We start from the raw sequence: 15,893 nt of genomic DNA on the forward strand, positions 1-15,893 counted from the left end.
TTGAGGAGGGGCGTAGGGTGCCCCCTCCCGTGGTGGGAACGAACGCGGCACAGGCACACCGGTGAACGGGACCGGCGCCGCCGTTCACGGCACCGCCGGCCGGTACGCATCGGGCCACGCGCGCTGCTGCGCATCGGGCTGCGGGGGAGAGACGTCATGGCTAAGGGCTTCAAGGGCAGGATCGCCCTGGACATCCGCGATTCGGAGCCGGACTGGGAGCCGTTCCTGTCGCCGTGGGCGTCCAAGGGCTCCCCGAACGTCCTGGTGATCGTATGGGACGACGTCGGGTACGGGACGATGGACTGCTACGGCGGCCCGGTGAAGACGCCGACGATGACCCGGATCGCGAACCTCGGCCTGCGCTACTCCAACTTCCACACCACCGCGCTGTGCTCGCCGAGCAGGGCCTCGCTGCTGAACGGCCGCAACGCGACCTCGAACGGGATGGCCACGGTCGCCGAGTTCAGCGCCGGGTTCCCCGGGATCTCCACCCGCATCCCGGTCGAGAACGGGTTCGTCTCCGAAGTCCTCGCCGAGCACGGCTACAACACCTACTGCGTCGGCAAATGGCACCTGACGCCCGGGTGGGAGACCAGCATGGCCGCCTACAAGGGCCGCTGGCCGCTCGGGTGCGGGTTCGAGCGGTTCTACGGCTTCCTCAACGGCGAGTCGAGCTCCTGGTATCCGAGCCTGGTCCACGACAACCACCAGATCGGCACGCCCGGGACGCCCGAGGAGGGCTACCACATCGCCAAGGACCTGTCCGACAAGGCCATCCAGTTCATCCGCGACGCCAAGGCGGTCCAGCCGGACAAGCCGTTCTTCATGTACCTGGCGCTCGACGCCGCCCACGCGCCGCATCACGTGTACAAGGAGTGGGCCGACCGGTACAAGGGCGTGTTCGACGAGGGGTACGAGGCGATCCGGCCGGAGATCCTGCGCCGCCAGAAGCAGATCGGCCTGCTGCCCGAGGACACCGAACTGTCCGCGATCAATCCGCACGGCGAGCCGGACGCCACCGGACCGGCCGGGCAGCCGTGGCCGCGACTCGACACCGTCCGGCCGTGGGACTCGCTGAGCGAGGGCGAGCGCCGGCTGTTCGTGCGGATGGCCGAGGTCTTCGCCGGCTACGTCTCCTACAGCGACGAGCAGCTCGGCCGGGTGATCGACTTCCTGGAGGCGGCCGGCGAGCTCGACAACACCATCATCGTGGCCGTCTCCGACAACGGCGGAAGCGGCGAGGGCGGACCGGACGGCACCTTCAACGAGTGGCGGTTCTTCAACGGCCTGCCGACCTCGGCGGAGGAGGCTCTCGAGCACATCGACGAACTCGGCACTCCTTCGGCCTACAACCACTACAACACCGGGTGGGCGTGGGCGTTCGACACCCCGTTCCCGTACTGGAAGCGCTGGGCCGGCTACGAGGGCGGCGTCGCGGACATGTGCCTGGTGGCCTGGCCTGCCAGGATCAAGGCCCGCGGGGAGGTGCGCCACCAGTACGTCCACGCCGTGGACGTGACCCCGACGCTCTACGACCTGCTGGGCATCGAGCCGCCGGAAGTGCTGAAGGGGCGCCCGCAGAGCCCGATCGAGGGGCAGAGCTTCGCGGCCTCGATCAACGACCCGTCCGCACCGGGCAAGCTCACGCAGTTCTACGCGATGCTGGGACAGCGGGCCATCTACCACGACGGGTGGCTGGCCTGCACCGTCCACCCGCCGCTGAGCGGCTGGGGCGGGTTCGAGGAGGACGTGTGGGAGATCTACGACCTCACCCGGGACCGCGCCCAGTCCAGGAACCTGGCCGACCGGGAGCCCGAGCGGCTCGAACGGCTCAAGGGCCTGTGGCACTACCACGCCGGCATCTACAACGGCCTTCCGCTGGACGACCGCACCGCGCTGGAACAGACCCTGGCCGAACGGCCGCAGGGCACCCCGGCCCGCGACCGCTACGTCTACTACCCCGACTGCGCGCCGGTGCCCGAGCAGTCCGCCGTCATGACCAACGGCCGGTCGTACACGATCGTCGCCGGGGTCGACGTCCACTCGGACGAGGTCGAGGGCGTCCTGTTCGTCCATGGCGGCGTCGCCGGCGGGCACAGCCTGTACATCAAGGACGGCCGCCTGACCTACGTCTACAACTGGGTGGGCAGCCGCCTGCAGGTCGTGACGGCCGACCTGGCCATCGAGCCGGGCAGGCACACGTTCACGGCCGAGTTCAGGGCCGAGGGCCGCAGCACCGACCCCGAGATGCCCGGCACCACAGGAGACCTCACCCTCTACGTGAACGAGCAGCGGATGGCCGGCGGCCGCCTCGTCACCCAGCCCAGCTACTTCTGCCCCGTCGGGGACGGGCTCTGCGTGGGCCGCGCCGAGGGCTCACCCGTCACCCCCGACTACCGGCCGCCGTTCCGGTTCACCGGAGGCACCATCGACCGCGTCGTCATCGACGTCTCCGGCGACCGCTTCATCGACCACGAAGCGGAAGTGCGCGGCTGGCTGATGGTCGACTGACCGCGGCCTTTCCAGCGACAATTTCCCCTGTTGCTGGGACAATGGGGCATGTCCACCGTCAGATTACGTCTGATCCTGGCCATGCCCCTGCTGGCCGCCGCCTGCGGACCGGCCGGGGGAGCCGACGGGGTCGAGCGCCCCGAGACCGTCGCGACGACCGGACCGGCCCCGGCCTCGCCCACGAAGTTGCCGCGCGCATACGACCGGAAGGCCGACCCCCGGGCCGAGATCGCGGCCGCGCTCGCGGAGGCCAAGGCGGACGGACGCCCCGTACTCCTCGATTTCGGTGCGGGCTGGTGCGGCGAATGCGCGACGCTGCAGTACTTCTTCCACCTCCAGACCGTGCGGCCTCTTCTCGACCGCTATCACCTGGTGAGTGTCGATGTCGGCCGGATCGACCGGCATCTGGACCTGGCCAGGAAGTACGGGGTGGACCTGAAGCGCACCGGGATCCCCGCCCTCGTCGTCCTCTCGCCCGAGGGTGGAGTGCGGACGGCCGGCAACAAGAGCCTCTATCCGGCCTCCGCCGGCGACCGGTTGCTGTCCGAGAACGTCGTCGCATTCCTCCGGCGCTGGAAGTGAGACGGGCCGTCCTGCTCGCCGCCGTACTCCTGACCGGGTGCGGACCGGCTCAGGAACCGGTGGCCGCCCGGTTCACGGAGGGGGAGGTGGACGTGACGATCGCCGCCTCGACGCGTGCGGTGGAGGTGACCTTCCGCCCGACCCGGCCCGGTTTCCACATCTACAGCCTCGATCTGCCGTCCGGCGGGCTCGGTGTCCCGACGCGGGTGGGCGTGCGGGCGGGCCTGGAGGCCACCGGCGCACCCCGCGCCGACGAGGCGGTGCGCTGGCTGGATCTACCGCCCCTGGACACCCGGCTCCCGGTCTACCCGGACGGACCGGTGACGATCTCGCTCCCGGTGCGCCGAACGGGTTCCGCAGCGGAGATCGTCGTCTCGTACGGCGCGTGCAGCCGCACCGTATGCCTCCCACCGGTGATCGACCGGGTGACGGCGGTGACGTTCGCGTAGGCCCGGGTGTTTTGATTCCGCAGCGGGGGCAGGTCCTATTCGCCACCACCGTCGACTCTGCGGGGGCGAGAGTGAGCGAGCGATCGGAAGCGGCGGCCCACGACGTCGTCGACCTGCTGCTGCGGCAGCACGCCGAGATCCGGCAGCTGTTCGACCAGGTGGAGGCCGCCGCCGGGCACGAGCGGACCGCCGCCTTCGAGCGGCTGCGCCGGCTGCTGGCCGTCCACGAGACGGCCGAGGAGGAGGTCGTGCACCCCTACGCCCGCCGCCATATCGAGGGCGGCCGAGAGGTGGTCGACGCTCGCCTGGCCGAGGAGAACCAGGCCAAGCAGCTCCTGTCGGACCTCGACTACTTCGGCCCGACCAGTCCCGACTTCCTCGAGCGGCTCGGCGACCTGCGCCTGTCCGTCATGGACCACGCCCGGCACGAGGAGGAAGCGGAGTTCCCGCAGATCCGCGAGCACGCGTCCGAGCACGATCTGCGCAGGATGGCGACCGCCGTCAAGGCCGCCGAGGCCGTGGCGCCCACCCATCCGCACGTCGGGTTCGAGTCCGCCACCGCCAACCTGGTGGCCGGACCGTTCGCCGCCGCCGCCGACCGCGCCCGCGACGCCATCCGCAAAGCCCTCGGCAGGCAGAAGGACTGACGCCCGACGTGCTCGCAACACGCCGTCTTCGACCGCGGCGTGGAGGAGTCAGGGGCAGCCGCAGCTGCGGCGAGTGACCAGCGTCGCGCTTAGGGGCCGTGTGGTGGCGCGGTCGTCGAGAAGCAGGCTCACGGCCTGGCGGGCCATCGCCTGGAGGGGCTGTTCGGTCACGGTGAGCGCCGGGGCGGTGTAGGCGGTGTCGGGGGTGCCGTCGAGGCTGGCGACGGCGAGATCGCCGGGGACGCGCCGTCCGGCGGCATGGGCGGCCGCGAGGACCCCGATGGCCTGCTCGTCGGTGGCGCAGACCAGCGCCGCGGGCAGGGCGCCGTCGTCAATCGCGTGCTGGACGAGGGCCGCCGCCGCGGCGCGGGTGTACTCCGACCGCAGAAGGGGGGCGGCGGTGCCCGCGACGGCGCGTTCCCAGGCCGCGCGGCGCTCGCCGACCGGCCCGGCGTCGTCCGGCCCGGCCAGGAAGGCGATCTCGGAGTGCCCGTGGGACCGGAGGTGCTCGACGGCCTCGTGCACGGCGGCGGTGTTGTCGGCGCGCACCATGGGGGCCTGCGGCTCCTGCGGCCCGTGGTGGACATAGACGGCGCGGACCCCCGCGCGCCGGGCATGGGCGGCGGCGTCGGGCCCGCCGTCGGCGGAGACGATGACGAGCCCGTCGACCTGGGCCGCGAGGAACCGGTCGACCAGATGCCCCTGCCGGTCCGGAGAGTAGCCCGCGTTCCCGGTCAGGGAGAGCTTCTCCCGCTGTCCTAGAAAGTGCTCGATGTGGCGTCCCAGCGCGGCGAAGTACGGGTTGGAGGCGTCGGCCAGCACCACGCCGACCACGCCGCTCGTGCGGGAGCGCAGGGCCCGGGCGATGCGGTTGGGCCGGTACTCCAGATCGGCGGCGGCGGCCAGCACCCGCTCCCGGGTGGCGGGCGCGACCGGCCGGGGCCCGTTGTTCAGCACGTAGCTGACGACCGCCGTCGAGGTTCCGGCCGCGCGGGCCACGTCCGCCAGCGTCGCCGGCCTGCCTGCTGCTCGCTTCGTCATGACGCCTTGCATTCTGCATGTCTAAACGTTTAGATACTCACTCCCGCCCCCTCCACCCGGTGATCTGGACCTCCGATGAGCACTCATGCCGCGCCGCTACCGCGCTACGAACTGCACTGCCACCTCGACGGCTCGGTGCGCCCGTCCACCGTCGCCGACCTCGCCCGCCGGCAGGGCGTCGAACTGGACCGGCCGGTCGACGACCTCGTCATCGCCCCCGCCCACTGCCGCACCCTGACCGCCTACCTCGCCTACATCGACACCCCGCTCCAGGTGCTCCAGACCCCCGAGGCCCTCACCCGCGCCGCCCGCGAACTGGTCGAGGACTGGCGCGACGACGGTGTCGTGTACGGCGAGGTCCGCTTCGCGCCGCAGCTGCACCACCGCCGCGGGATGACCCTCGACGACGCGGTCCGTGCGGTCGCCGATGGCCTTGCCCAAGGACGCGCCGCCACCGGCGTCGGGACGGGCCTGCTGCTGTGCTGCCTGCGCCATCAGACCCCCGACGAAAGCCTCGCCGTGGCCGAGACCGCCGTGCGCCATCGCGGCCTGGTCGCCGGTCTCGATCTCGCCGGAGACGAGACCCTCTACCCCGCCCGCTCCCACAAGGCCGCCTTCGAACTGGCCCACGCCGCCGGCCTGCCCTGCACCGTCCACGCCGGTGAGGCCGCAGGGCCGGAGAGCATGTGGGAGGCCATCGACGTCCTCGGCGCCCACCGCATCGGCCACGGGGTCCGATGCACCACCGACACCGCACTCCGCGACCGCCTGCGCACCGACGGGATCGCCCTGGAGATGTGCCCCACGAGCAACGTCCAGACAGGCGCCGTACCGAGTCTCCACGCCCACCCCGCAGCCCCCCTGCTGGCCGAAGGCGTGCCGGTCACCATCAGCACCGACTGCCGCACCACCTCGGCCACCACCCTCCAGCACGAGTTCGACGCCCTCCGCAGAACGGCCGGCTGGACCGCCACCGAAGAATCCCAAACCCAATCCACCGCCGCCCAAGCCGCATTCACCCGCACAGCCCCGGGCTCGCGGCCTTGAGGTGAAGTCGGTGGATGGACCGGGCGTAGCCGGACAGCACCGAAGACACGGTCGCAAGCAGGAACATCGCGGTGATTCAGGGGCCGCCGAAGCCCTGTCGGAGTTCTTGCAGGGCCTGGCGCGCCTCCTCGATTTGCGGATGGCCTATACGCAGGACGCGTTGCCTGGCGGCGAGCACCTTCCGAAGAATTGAGGCGGCTTCGTCCTGCCGTCCTTGTGTCGCCAGGACCTTGGCCAGCCAATAACGGGTCGTCAGCGTGTGGGGGTGGTCGGCTCCCAAGACGCGTTCGCGTTTTGTGAGGACCTGTCGCAGTAGGCGCTCAGCTTCGCGGTGGCGGTCTTGCGCGTGCGCCATCCGACCGATCCAATGGCGGGTCGTCAGGGTGTCGGGGTGGTCGGGCCCGAGCGTGGCCTCCTCGACCGCGTGGACCTCTCGGTAGGCCTGCTCCGCCTCGGCGTACCTGCCCTGCGCTGCGGCCATACGGGCGATCGCGTACCGGATGGTGAGCGCGTCGGGCTGGTCAGGACCGAGAATCCGCTCTTCTACGGCCAGGACCTCCCGATAGACCGCTTTGGCCGCCAGCTGTCCCGGCTCCTCCGATCCGGAGGGCTGAACAAATGACGAGGGCTGTGTACGGACCTCCCGCCCGGCCAGCATGGAGCGGTAGATCGCTTCGGCGTCGCCATAGCGTCCTTGCTCTCCCGCCATCCGTGCTATCCCGAAGCGGGCGCGAAGAGTCTCGGGGTGATCCTCGCCGAACGTGCGTTCGCTGGCCCGTAGAATCTCCTGGTAGACGGTTTCGGCCGCCCGGTAGCGCCCTTGTGCGGCGGCCATTCGCGCGATGCCGTAACGCGTGTTCAGCGTGTCAGGGTGATCCGTTCCAAGTACCTTCTCCCTGGCGGAGAGTATGTGCTTATAGGCTTGTGCGGCCTCCCTGAATCTTCCTTGGGCGGCCATCATTCGGGCGATGCCGTACCGTGCGTCCAATGTGTCGGGGTGCTCGGGGCCGAGAAGTCGTTCCCGGACCGCCAGGGTGGCTTGGTAGGCATGTCGTGCCTGGGTGTAGGCGCCGGTGGCGCCGAGATGACGTCCGCTCATGTAGGCGGCCTTCGCGGCGTCCAGTCCGGCCTTGTCGCTCATGCCGGGCAGATCGTTCAAGGCGTTGAGAAGGTGCAGGGCATGCGGCACCAGGGTCTGCCAGAGCGGCCATTTCCTTGGATCTTCCGGGAAACCGCTCGTGTCTCCGTGCGCTGCGGCCACCAGAAGTGCGGCGGCCGTCGCAAGGTGGCGGTCCCTGTCGTGGCCGGGTTTGCTGGCATCTCTGACCAGCGGATGCAGTCGCAGGACCAGAACTTCTCCCTGATGCCCGCGTGAGGCGGGGTCAGGAGCCGACAGATCGATCAACCCGGTATTGGTGAGTGCCTCCAGCGTCTCCCAGAGTTCGCGGCCCGATATCTTCGTGGAGAACACTGCCGATTCACCGAGCAAGCGCGGAACGAGGAGCAGTTCATAGGGAATCGGCGCATCCGCGAAACATGACAGCAGGCGCAGCAGCTTTCGTGCGGACGTGACTCCTCGGCGCTCCAGCAGTTCCAGGGAGAGTTCCCATGTGCGGCCCAGCATCTGGCGTGCTTCCCGAGCAGAAACCTGGATTTGCTGTTGAACAGGGAAACTTGCTTCAAGCGGGTTCTTGTCGATGACGGTGAGATATTCTGCAAAGTCTCGTGCCCGGTCGGAATCGGCGAAAACGCTCGGCATGCGCCGCGACTGCGTCAGGTACGAGCCAGCGAGCCGCAAGGCCAGGGGGAGTCCACCGAGCCGTTCGGACAGCGCCTCGGCCTCCGCTCGGGTTCCGAGTCCGGGCCCGGTCTGATCGATGAGGACCTGGGCGCCCTCGGCAGGCGACAGCATCTCCACCGCGTGGAGACGGCACCAACCGCCCCAGTCGTGGTGGTGGCCGTGCCGGGTGGTCACCAAAGCCATGCCGACCGGGCTCTCGATCGGCCGCAGCCACCCGGTGCCGTCTCGGACGGGCGTGCCGTCGACCGACAGGACGTCGATGTCGTCGGCGTTGTCGAATACCAGCAGCCAGGGCGTTTCCTGCTCCGCCAGCCGCTGCCACACGAGGTCCGCGACGTCGGAGTGCCCGATCTCGGCATCGCTCAGCCCCAGCCGGCGGGCCAGGATGAGCATGCCCATCGTGACCCGGTCCGTATCGGTCGCCGGCATCCACCAGACTGTGCCCTGGGACTTATGGACCTCCCAGGCGACCTCCAGCGCGACGCTTGACTTTCCTACGCCGCCCAGGCCATGCAGGACATGGACGCGCTCGCCCGAGGCCGAGCGGGAGACGGTGCTCAACGTCTCGACGAGAGCGCCGCGTCCGCGTAACGGCGCGTCCTCGCCTCGTCGACCTGCCGGCAGGGCAATGGTTCCGCTGGTGTCGAGGTCAGGGGAGCGCTCGGAGAACTGGTTGATCTGAAGACCGGAACCCAGTACGGCCTGTGGCTGAACGAAGCCGCCCGATCGGCCTGCCAGGCCGTGGACCAGACTTATCCAACCTTGCAGCCCCTCTTCCACACCGGGATGCCGCTCCAGCAGACCGGCCAAATGCGCCTGCCACACCGCGGCCTGTAGCCGCTGTGCCTCCTCCAACTCCTCTGCCGGCAACCCGGAGAGTTGAGCGCGGGTCATCTCCAGGCGCGTCTCCACCTCCGCGGAATCCTCGGACGCTCCGCGCCGGAGCAGCCGGATCAGGCGCCCCTTCGTCGAGTCCCAACTCTCGCTCACCAGCACCTGGACGATGGCCGACCCTCCGGCCGAGGCCAGTGCGGCTGTGGCATCGGACAGCATGGGCATCCCCCAACAACCGGCTCGAATACCTGTATTCGGTTGAGATGCTCTTGTGGTCCCGCAGCTCGCGAATACCGTCGGGACGAGGGAGGAGTCGGCGCCGTTGCCGGTCTGCACCCGATATCGTCAAGCGGCCCCCGCGCTGGCGAATGGTCCGGCGTCTCACCCCGCAGTGTGAATTACGTCCGTCGGGTGAACTGTGATCCATGACTCAAATCCGCGGCCGCCTCACCAGCGGTGGTGCACTGACGTGGTCCCCCGCCTCTGAGTCCCTGGTCCAGGGGCGGAGTTTGTTGGGGTTTCTTATTGCCCAGATGCGGGTGATGCGGTCGTCGGTGATGTCGAAGGCGTAGACCGTCACGGTGCGGCCGTGCTGCTGGGCGATCAGGCCGGGCTGGCCGTTGACGGTGTGCTCCAGGAGCGTCACGCCGGGCACCCGGCGGGCGATCTCGACGCACCGGTGCGCGATCAGCTCGCCGCCCTCGAGCGGGCGGAGCGCGGTCTTGACCACGCCGCCGCCGTCGGCGGTGAGGACGGCGGCTGGGTCGAGAAGGCCGATGAGGGCGTCGACGTCGCCGGCCTCCATCGCCTGTCGGAAGCCCCGCACGACGGCGGCGCGGCGGGCCGCCGGGGGCGCGGGCGGCCCGGAGGCGCGGATGCGGCGGCGGGCCGAGGAGGCCAGTTCGCGGCACGCGGCCGGGGTGCGGCCGGTGATCTCGGCGATCTCGGCGAAGGGGTAGCGGAAGACGTCGTGCAGGACGAGCGCGACGCGCTCGGCCGGGGTCATCGATTCGAGCACGACGAGGAAGGCCATGCTGACCGACTCGTCCAGGGTGACCCGGTCGGCCGGGTCGGGCGGGGCCGCGCCCGGCCGACCGCTGATCCAGTGCCCCGCCTCGGGCACCGGCTCGGGGATCCACTCGCCCACGTAGCGCTCCCGCCTCGCGCGCGCCGAGCCGAGCACGTCCAGGCAGATGCGGCTCGCGACCTTCGACAGCCAGGCGCCGGGAGAGGCGATGGCCTCCTGCTGGGCGGGGGAGAGGGCGTACCAGCGGGCGTAGGTCTCCTGCACGACGTCCTCGGCGTCGGCCAGGGAGCCGAGGAGCCGGTAGGCCAGACCGGTCAACTGGCGCCGCTCGCTGATGATCGCGCTCAGGCCCGCGTCGGGGTGGTCGTGTCGTGCTTCCGCGTGCTCGGTCATGGTCCGGTGGCTCCCTGGGTCGGATGTGCCCTCACCACTCCGACGAGATATCGCCCCGAATCATCAGGCCGCCTGACATTTCGGGAGGTCGTGTCGTCGGGCTTCTGAGACGGACCCGCCGTCGCGGCGGCGGGAAGCCCGGCGACGTCGTCACCCGGCGTGGCGACCCTCGAGCCGGTCGACGTGACAAGGAGATGATTGTGGCAACACGCAGTGCGGCCCCGGCGGCCGGGGCCGCGGACGAGACGGCGTCCCGGGATCCGAGGCGGTGGCTGGTCCTCGCCGTCATCGCCGTGGCGCAGCTCATGGTCGTCCTCGACCTGACCGTGATGAACCTCGCGCTGCCGTCGGCGCAGCGCGCGCTGGACTTCTCGGCCGCCGACAGGCAGTGGGTGGTGACGGCGTACGCGCTGTCGTTCGGGAGCCTGCTGCTGTTCTGCGGGCGGCTGGCCGACCTGGTCGGCCGCAAGGCGACCTTCCTCACCGGGCTCGTCGGCTTCGCGGCCGCCTCCGCCGCGGGCGGCGCGGCCACGGACTTCTCGATGCTGGTGGCGGCGCGGGCCTGCCAGGGGGTCTTCGGCGCCCTGCTGGCCCCGTCCGCCCTGTCGCTGCTGGCCACGACGTTCCGGGACCCGAAGGAGCGGGCGCGGGCGTTCGGCGTCTACGGCGCGGTCGCGGCCGCGGGCGGGGGCCTCGGGCTGCTGCTCGGCGGCGCGCTGACCTCCTACCTGTCCTGGCGGTGGTGCATGTACGTCAACCTGGTGTTCGCCGCGGTCGCGATCATCGGGGGCGTGCTGCTGGTGGGCAGGCAGCAGCGGACGCCGGGCGGCCGGCTGGACGTCCCGGGCGTGGCGGCGGTGTCCGGCGGGATGCTCTGCCTGGTCTACGGACTCTCCAACGCGGCGTCGCACGGCTGGCGCACGCCCTCGACCTGGGGTTTCCTCGTGGCCGGTGCGGCGCTGCTGGGCGTGTTCGCCGGCTGGCAGGGGCGCGCCGCGCACCCCCTGCTGCCGCCCCGCATCGTGCTCGACCGCGTCCGCGCGGGCGCCTACCTCACCATCCTGATCAGCGGGGCGGCGACGTTCGGCGTCTTCCTGTTCCTGGTCTACTACATGCAGGTCTCCTTGGGGTTCTCGGCCGTCAGGTCGGGCCTGGCCATGCTGCCCATGGTGCTCCTCAGCGGCACCTCGGCCGCCCTGGGGAACACCAGGCTGATGCCGAGGTTCGGGCCCAGGCCGATGGTCGTCGCCGGCATGCTGCTCAGCGCGGCCGGAATGGTCTGGCTGACGAGGATCGGCGCGGACTCGGGCTAGGCGTCCGCGCTGCTCGGCCCGCTCATGGTGATCGGCGCCGGGATGGGCCTGATCTTCGGCATGGCGGCCGCCAGCGGGACCTTCGGCGTGGCGCCGCACGACGCGGGGGTGGCCTCGGCGAGCATCAACACCGGGCAGCAGCTCGGCGGCTCCATCGGCACCGCGCTGCTCAACTCCGTCGCGGCGAGCGCCACCTCCGGCTACCTGGCCGACCACCTGCACGGACGGCCGACGCCGCAGGTGCTCCAGCTCGCGGCGGTCCACGGCTACACCACGGTGTTCTGGTGGTGCGCCGGCATCTTCGCGGTCGGCGCCGTCGTCTGCGGCACGCTCCTTCCGCGCGGCCCTCTGGCCCGTCCGGAGGAGACCGTTGTCCGTGCGCCTTCCCCTGAGGCCGCGCCGGCGCGGCGGTGAGGCGTGTCGCCGGTCCGGCGCCGCACCGTCGGCGCCGGGCCGGGGCTCCGGCCGCAGGGCCCCTGAACTGGGACGGTCGGAGTGTCGGCGGCATGGAGCGACATCGGCTGGTTAAGAGTGATCAGGTGACGCCCTTGACCAGTGGACCTCGTGATCGCGCAGCGGGCCGACGGCCAGGCCGGTGGCGCGACAGGTCGCCACCACGTCCGGGAGGGCGCCGAGGGACGCTCTCCAGGCGCCCGGCGCCGAGGTGGCGTCGCTGTCGTGCAGCAGGAGCGTCGCGCCGCCGACCAGCCCCGGCGAGAGGGCGGCGAGCACGGAACGCGGCGTTGCGGAGGCCGTCCAGTCCTTGCCCCAAGCAGTCCACAGGACGGGCCGGAGGCCGGCGCGGCGTGCCGCGACGAGAGCCTCGGCACTGAGGACGCCGTACGGGGGGCGGTACCAGGCGGGGGAGACGCCGCAGACGTCCTCGATGAGGCGGACGGTGCGGCGCATCTCGGCGGCGACCCGGCCGGGGCGGGTCCTGAGGGGGTTGTCGTGGTGCCATCCGTGGACGGCGATCTCGTGCCCGTCGGCGACGATGCGCCGCCCGAGGGCCGGGCTGCGCTGGAGCATCGTGCCGAGGACGAAGAAGGTCGCGTCGCAGCCGAGACGGGCCAGCTCGTCCAGGAAGAGGGGCGTGGAGCGGGCGTCGGGCCCGTCGTCGAGGGTGAGCGCGACATGGCGGGCGCCGCCGCGGCCGGCGAGGCGGGGCGTCAGGCGGCGGAGCGGAGGAAGCCAGGTCGCGGCGGGCAGGGCGTGCGCCAGGAGGGCCACGGCGAGTCCCCTGGTCAGGTGCGACATGGGGCCAGTCTCACAGGGGGATCGAATCGGATGGGCAAACGACTCCTCATTCTCACGGCGGCCATGGGGGCGGGCCACGACGCCGTCGCGGGGGAGCTGGCGCGCCGGGTCGCGCAGCGGGGCGTGGAGGTGTGCGTCCTCGACGTGCTGGAGCTCGTTCCCCTCCGGCTCGGGCACGGGCTGCGGAGAATGTACGAGGCGATGCTCCGCGGGGCGCCGTGGCTGTACGAGGGGGTCTACCAGGCGTTCTTCGTGTCGCCGCGCCCACCGCCCGCGTCGCCGCTGACGGCGCTGATCGCCGGGGGGCTCGAGCGGCGGCTGCCGGGACCGCCCCCGGACGCGGTGGTGTCGACCTTCCATGTCGCGGCGCAGGTCGCGGGGCTGATGCGCCTGCGGGGGCGGCTGGACGCGCCGTCGCTGGTCCTGGTGACCGACTTCGCCGCCCACCGGATGTGGCTGCACCCGGGCAACGACCGCTACCTGTGCCCGGACGAGGCCTCGGCGCGCTCGGTGGCGGAGCGGACGGGACGTCCGGCCGAGCGGGTCGCGCCCGTGGTGCGGCCGGGGTTCCTGCGCGCGCACGACGGAGGACGGCTCCGGGCCGAGGCCGGCGCGCGGCCCGGGGAACGGGTCGTGCTGGTCTCGGCGGGGGCCTGGGGCGTCGGCCGGGTGACCGAGACGGCCCGCGGGCTCGCGGCGTCCGGCCGGTACCTGCCGGTCGTGCTGTGCGGACGGAACGGGCGGCTGCGCGCCCGGATCCGGGAGGGCGGGATCGGGTACGCCCTCGGCTGGCGGGACGACATGCCCGGGCTGATGGCGGGCGCGTACGCGCTGGTCGACAACGCGGCGGGCCAGACGTGCCGGGAGGCGTTCGCGTGCGGGCTGCCGGTGGTCTCCTACCGGCCCATCCCCGGCCACGGCCGCGACGGCGCCGAGGCGATGGCGCGGGCGGGGCTGAGCGCGTTCGCGCGGTCGCCCGCCGAACTCGTCGAGACGCTGGACCTGCTGGGGAGCGAGCAGGCGCGCAAGTCCTGGGCGCAGCGGGTGGGGACGCTGTTCGACGCCGCACGGGCCGAGCACGTCATCCGCGCCGCGCTGGGGTGACGGCGCGCTCTCCGTGCAGCAGGGGGGAGCGGGTGATGAGCACGCTGCCGAGCGCGACCAGCACGATGCCCACGGCCTCCATGGCGATCCACCCGCCGGTCCGGAGGTGCTCGCCGAAGAGGCCGACGCCCAGCAGGATGCTGGCGACGGGGTCGGTGACCGTCAGGGCGGGCTGCACGGCCACCAGGGTGCCGCTCTGCAGCGCGTTCTGGAGCAGGAACAGGCTGGTGACCCCCGCCGCGGCCATCGCGTAGAGCTCCCAGGAGGTCACGACGGCGGCGACGCCGTCGGAGAAGGCGCGGGTGGCCGTCCTCATGAACGCGGCGGTCAGCGCGAAGCCCAGGGACGTCGTCACGCCCAGCAGCACCCCGCGGAACGGTCCGCGCATGGGCCACGCCACCGTCACCAGGACGGCGGCGCAGCCGACCGTGGCGGCCGTCGCGACGATCCACTCGCCGGTGCCCGGAACGCCCTTGCCTCCGCTGGGGGCCGCCGCGACGAGGAACCCGGCCAGGCCCGCGGTGAGGGCAGCGACGCCCGCCCACGGCACCCGGCGCAGCCCGCGGGGCGGCAGCCAGGCGATGATGATCATGGTGAACGGCAGCTCGGCGGCCAGCAGCGGCTGGACCAGCGCCAGCCCCGCCATCGACAGCGCGGCGGCCTGGAGGAGGAACGCGGCGATGAGCGCGCCGACCCCGCCGAGCCAGAGCGGCTGCCGCAGCAGGTCGAGGATGAGGGACGGTTTGAAGGCGTCGGCCTCCGGCGCGGCCACGGTGGCCCGGCGCTGGAGCACCGACGCCAGGGCGTTGGACGCGGCGGCCAGCAGGCTCAGAATGATGGCGATCACGAGCGTCCACCCCCGTCCCGCGATGCCAGCTCCTCCGGCTTCCCGAGGTACGGCGACCGGCCGAGGACGACGATGCCCGCGACCATGCCCGCCAGCCCCAGCGACCCCAGAGCCAGGTCAATCGTTGACAGCCGGACCTTCTCGCCGAAGACCACGATTCCCAGCGCTATCCCGGTCAGCGGCTCGGCCGCCGTGCTGGCCGGCAGCGAGATGCGCAGCGGCGCGGCATCGAAGGCGCTCTGCGCGAAGAGCAGGGCGAGCGCGCCGATTCCCACCAGGCCGTAGGGCTGCCACGTCGTGAAGGCGCCGCCGACCCCCTTGTCGAACAGCAGCACGACGCTGCGGGTCAGCGTGTCCTGGAGGCCGTAGAGAAGTCCGGCGGCCGAGGCGAGCAGCATCGCGCGCACGCGCAGGTCCTTGTGGCTTCCGCCCAGCGCGACCACCATGGCGAGGCCCAGCACGACCGCTCCGCCCACCCAGCGGAAGGACAGCTCGCCGGGCGGCGCGCCCCCGTGCGGCCGCCCGATGAACAGGAACAGCGCGACCCCGCCGGTCAGCGACAGCGACCCCAGCAGCGTCCTGGCGCCGAGCGGCTCCCGGTAGATCACATGCGCGGCGATCAGTGCGAAGACGAGGTTCAGGGTGAGCACCGGCGTGGCCTGCGCGACGCCGACGAGGTTCAGCGCGAACGCGAAGACGAGCTGGCCCGCGATCATCAGGCCGATCCCGCCCAACCACAGCCGGCTGTGCAGCAGGTCCAGCAGCAGGCTCGGATGCAGGATCCGCCCCAGCGGCTCCTGGAACGCCGCGTGCTGCTGCGCCACGAACCCCAGGCCGATGAGGCAGGCCGCAACGACCGCGACGGCCATCCCGAGAAGGCTCATGCTGTTTCACGATTTCCCCCGCCGTGACTCTCGCGAGGTCCCTACCCGGCTCCGGCTGTCCGAATCTGCCCACCAAATCGGCCCGAAATGCGCCGGACCAGCTGAAACGGCCCACGGAAAACCCTGTGGTGATCCCCACACGGCCTAAATCAGACT

14 protein-coding genes are annotated in these 15,893 nt (G+C 71.6%); 8 read left to right on the plus strand and 6 right to left on the minus strand.

What is annotated here, in order from left to right; all coding sequences use genetic code 11:
- Positions 1-156 precede the first annotated feature (156 nt).
- From AB0C21_RS34445 to AB0C21_RS34460, 4 genes are all read left to right on the plus strand, one after another.
- A complete protein-coding gene (locus AB0C21_RS34445) occupies positions 157-2,511 on the plus strand; it encodes an arylsulfatase (protein WP_500209955.1) in 2,355 nt (784 codons plus the stop codon).
- 48 nt (positions 2,512-2,559) lie between these two features.
- Positions 2,560-3,093: a thioredoxin family protein gene (locus tag AB0C21_RS34450; RefSeq protein WP_500209956.1), complete on the plus strand. Its 534-nt coding sequence runs from the start codon at positions 2,560-2,562 to the stop codon at positions 3,091-3,093.
- A gap of 86 nt (positions 3,094-3,179) precedes the next feature.
- Positions 3,180-3,542: a hypothetical protein gene (locus tag AB0C21_RS34455; protein ID WP_500209957.1), complete on the plus strand. Its 363-nt coding sequence runs from the start codon at positions 3,180-3,182 to the stop codon at positions 3,540-3,542.
- A 71-nt stretch (positions 3,543-3,613) separates the two neighbouring features.
- Positions 3,614-4,189, plus strand: a complete 576-nt coding sequence (locus tag AB0C21_RS34460; RefSeq protein ID WP_500209959.1) for a hemerythrin domain-containing protein — start codon at positions 3,614-3,616, stop codon at positions 4,187-4,189.
- A gap of 48 nt (positions 4,190-4,237) precedes the next feature.
- On the opposite strand, the gene AB0C21_RS34465 is transcribed toward AB0C21_RS34460, so the two are convergent.
- Complete coding sequence (locus AB0C21_RS34465; RefSeq protein WP_500209960.1) at positions 4,238-5,230, minus strand: LacI family DNA-binding transcriptional regulator; 993 nt, start codon at positions 5,228-5,230, stop codon at positions 4,238-4,240.
- 75 nt (positions 5,231-5,305) lie between these two features.
- Here AB0C21_RS34465 and add point away from each other — a divergent pair, with 75 nt between their 5' ends.
- The gene (gene add / locus AB0C21_RS34470) at positions 5,306-6,277 is read left to right on the plus strand and encodes an adenosine deaminase (RefSeq protein ID WP_500209961.1); all 972 of its coding nucleotides are present in this window, start codon (positions 5,306-5,308) and stop codon (positions 6,275-6,277) included.
- Between the two features lie 76 nt (positions 6,278-6,353).
- On the opposite strand, the gene AB0C21_RS34475 is transcribed toward add, so the two are convergent.
- Both AB0C21_RS34475 and sigJ read right to left on the minus strand, forming a co-directional pair.
- Entirely contained in the window at positions 6,354-9,131 is a 2,778-nt protein-coding gene (locus AB0C21_RS34475) for a tetratricopeptide repeat protein (protein ID WP_500209962.1), read from the minus strand.
- A gap of 211 nt (positions 9,132-9,342) precedes the next feature.
- Entirely contained in the window at positions 9,343-10,332 is a 990-nt protein-coding gene (gene sigJ / locus AB0C21_RS34480; protein ID WP_500209964.1) for an RNA polymerase sigma factor SigJ, read from the minus strand.
- A gap of 200 nt (positions 10,333-10,532) precedes the next feature.
- Between sigJ and AB0C21_RS34485 the strand changes: the two genes are divergently transcribed.
- The gene (locus AB0C21_RS34485; protein ID WP_500209965.1) at positions 10,533-11,645 is read left to right on the plus strand and encodes an MFS transporter; all 1,113 of its coding nucleotides are present in this window, start codon (positions 10,533-10,535) and stop codon (positions 11,643-11,645) included.
- Between the two features lie 24 nt (positions 11,646-11,669).
- Positions 11,670-12,059 (plus strand): hypothetical protein, encoded by a 390-nt coding sequence (locus tag AB0C21_RS34490; RefSeq protein WP_500209966.1) that lies wholly within the window; start codon positions 11,670-11,672, stop codon positions 12,057-12,059.
- 111 nt (positions 12,060-12,170) lie between these two features.
- Here AB0C21_RS34490 and AB0C21_RS34495 read toward each other — a convergent pair whose 3' ends face one another.
- A complete protein-coding gene (locus tag AB0C21_RS34495) occupies positions 12,171-12,902 on the minus strand; it encodes a polysaccharide deacetylase family protein (protein WP_500209968.1) in 732 nt (243 codons plus the stop codon).
- Positions 12,903-12,932: 30 nt separating this feature from the next.
- Here AB0C21_RS34495 and AB0C21_RS34500 point away from each other — a divergent pair, with 30 nt between their 5' ends.
- Positions 12,933-14,006: an MGDG synthase family glycosyltransferase gene (locus AB0C21_RS34500; RefSeq protein WP_500209969.1), complete on the plus strand. Its 1,074-nt coding sequence runs from the start codon at positions 12,933-12,935 to the stop codon at positions 14,004-14,006.
- Here AB0C21_RS34500 and AB0C21_RS34505 read toward each other — a convergent pair.
- Both AB0C21_RS34505 and AB0C21_RS34510 read right to left on the minus strand, forming a co-directional pair.
- Positions 13,984-14,853 (minus strand): DMT family transporter, encoded by an 870-nt coding sequence (locus AB0C21_RS34505; RefSeq protein ID WP_500209971.1) that lies wholly within the window; start codon positions 14,851-14,853, stop codon positions 13,984-13,986. The two genes, AB0C21_RS34500 and AB0C21_RS34505, sit on opposite strands and share 23 nt — an antisense overlap.
- Positions 14,850-15,737, minus strand: a complete 888-nt coding sequence (locus AB0C21_RS34510; protein ID WP_500209972.1) for a DMT family transporter — start codon at positions 15,735-15,737, stop codon at positions 14,850-14,852. The genes AB0C21_RS34505 and AB0C21_RS34510 overlap by 4 nt, the downstream gene beginning before the upstream one ends.
- Positions 15,738-15,893: the final 156 nt, after the last annotated feature.

This window comes from Spirillospora sp. NPDC049024 (genome assembly GCF_040649235.1).
Classification (GTDB): domain Bacteria; phylum Actinomycetota; class Actinomycetes; order Streptosporangiales; family Streptosporangiaceae; genus Spirillospora.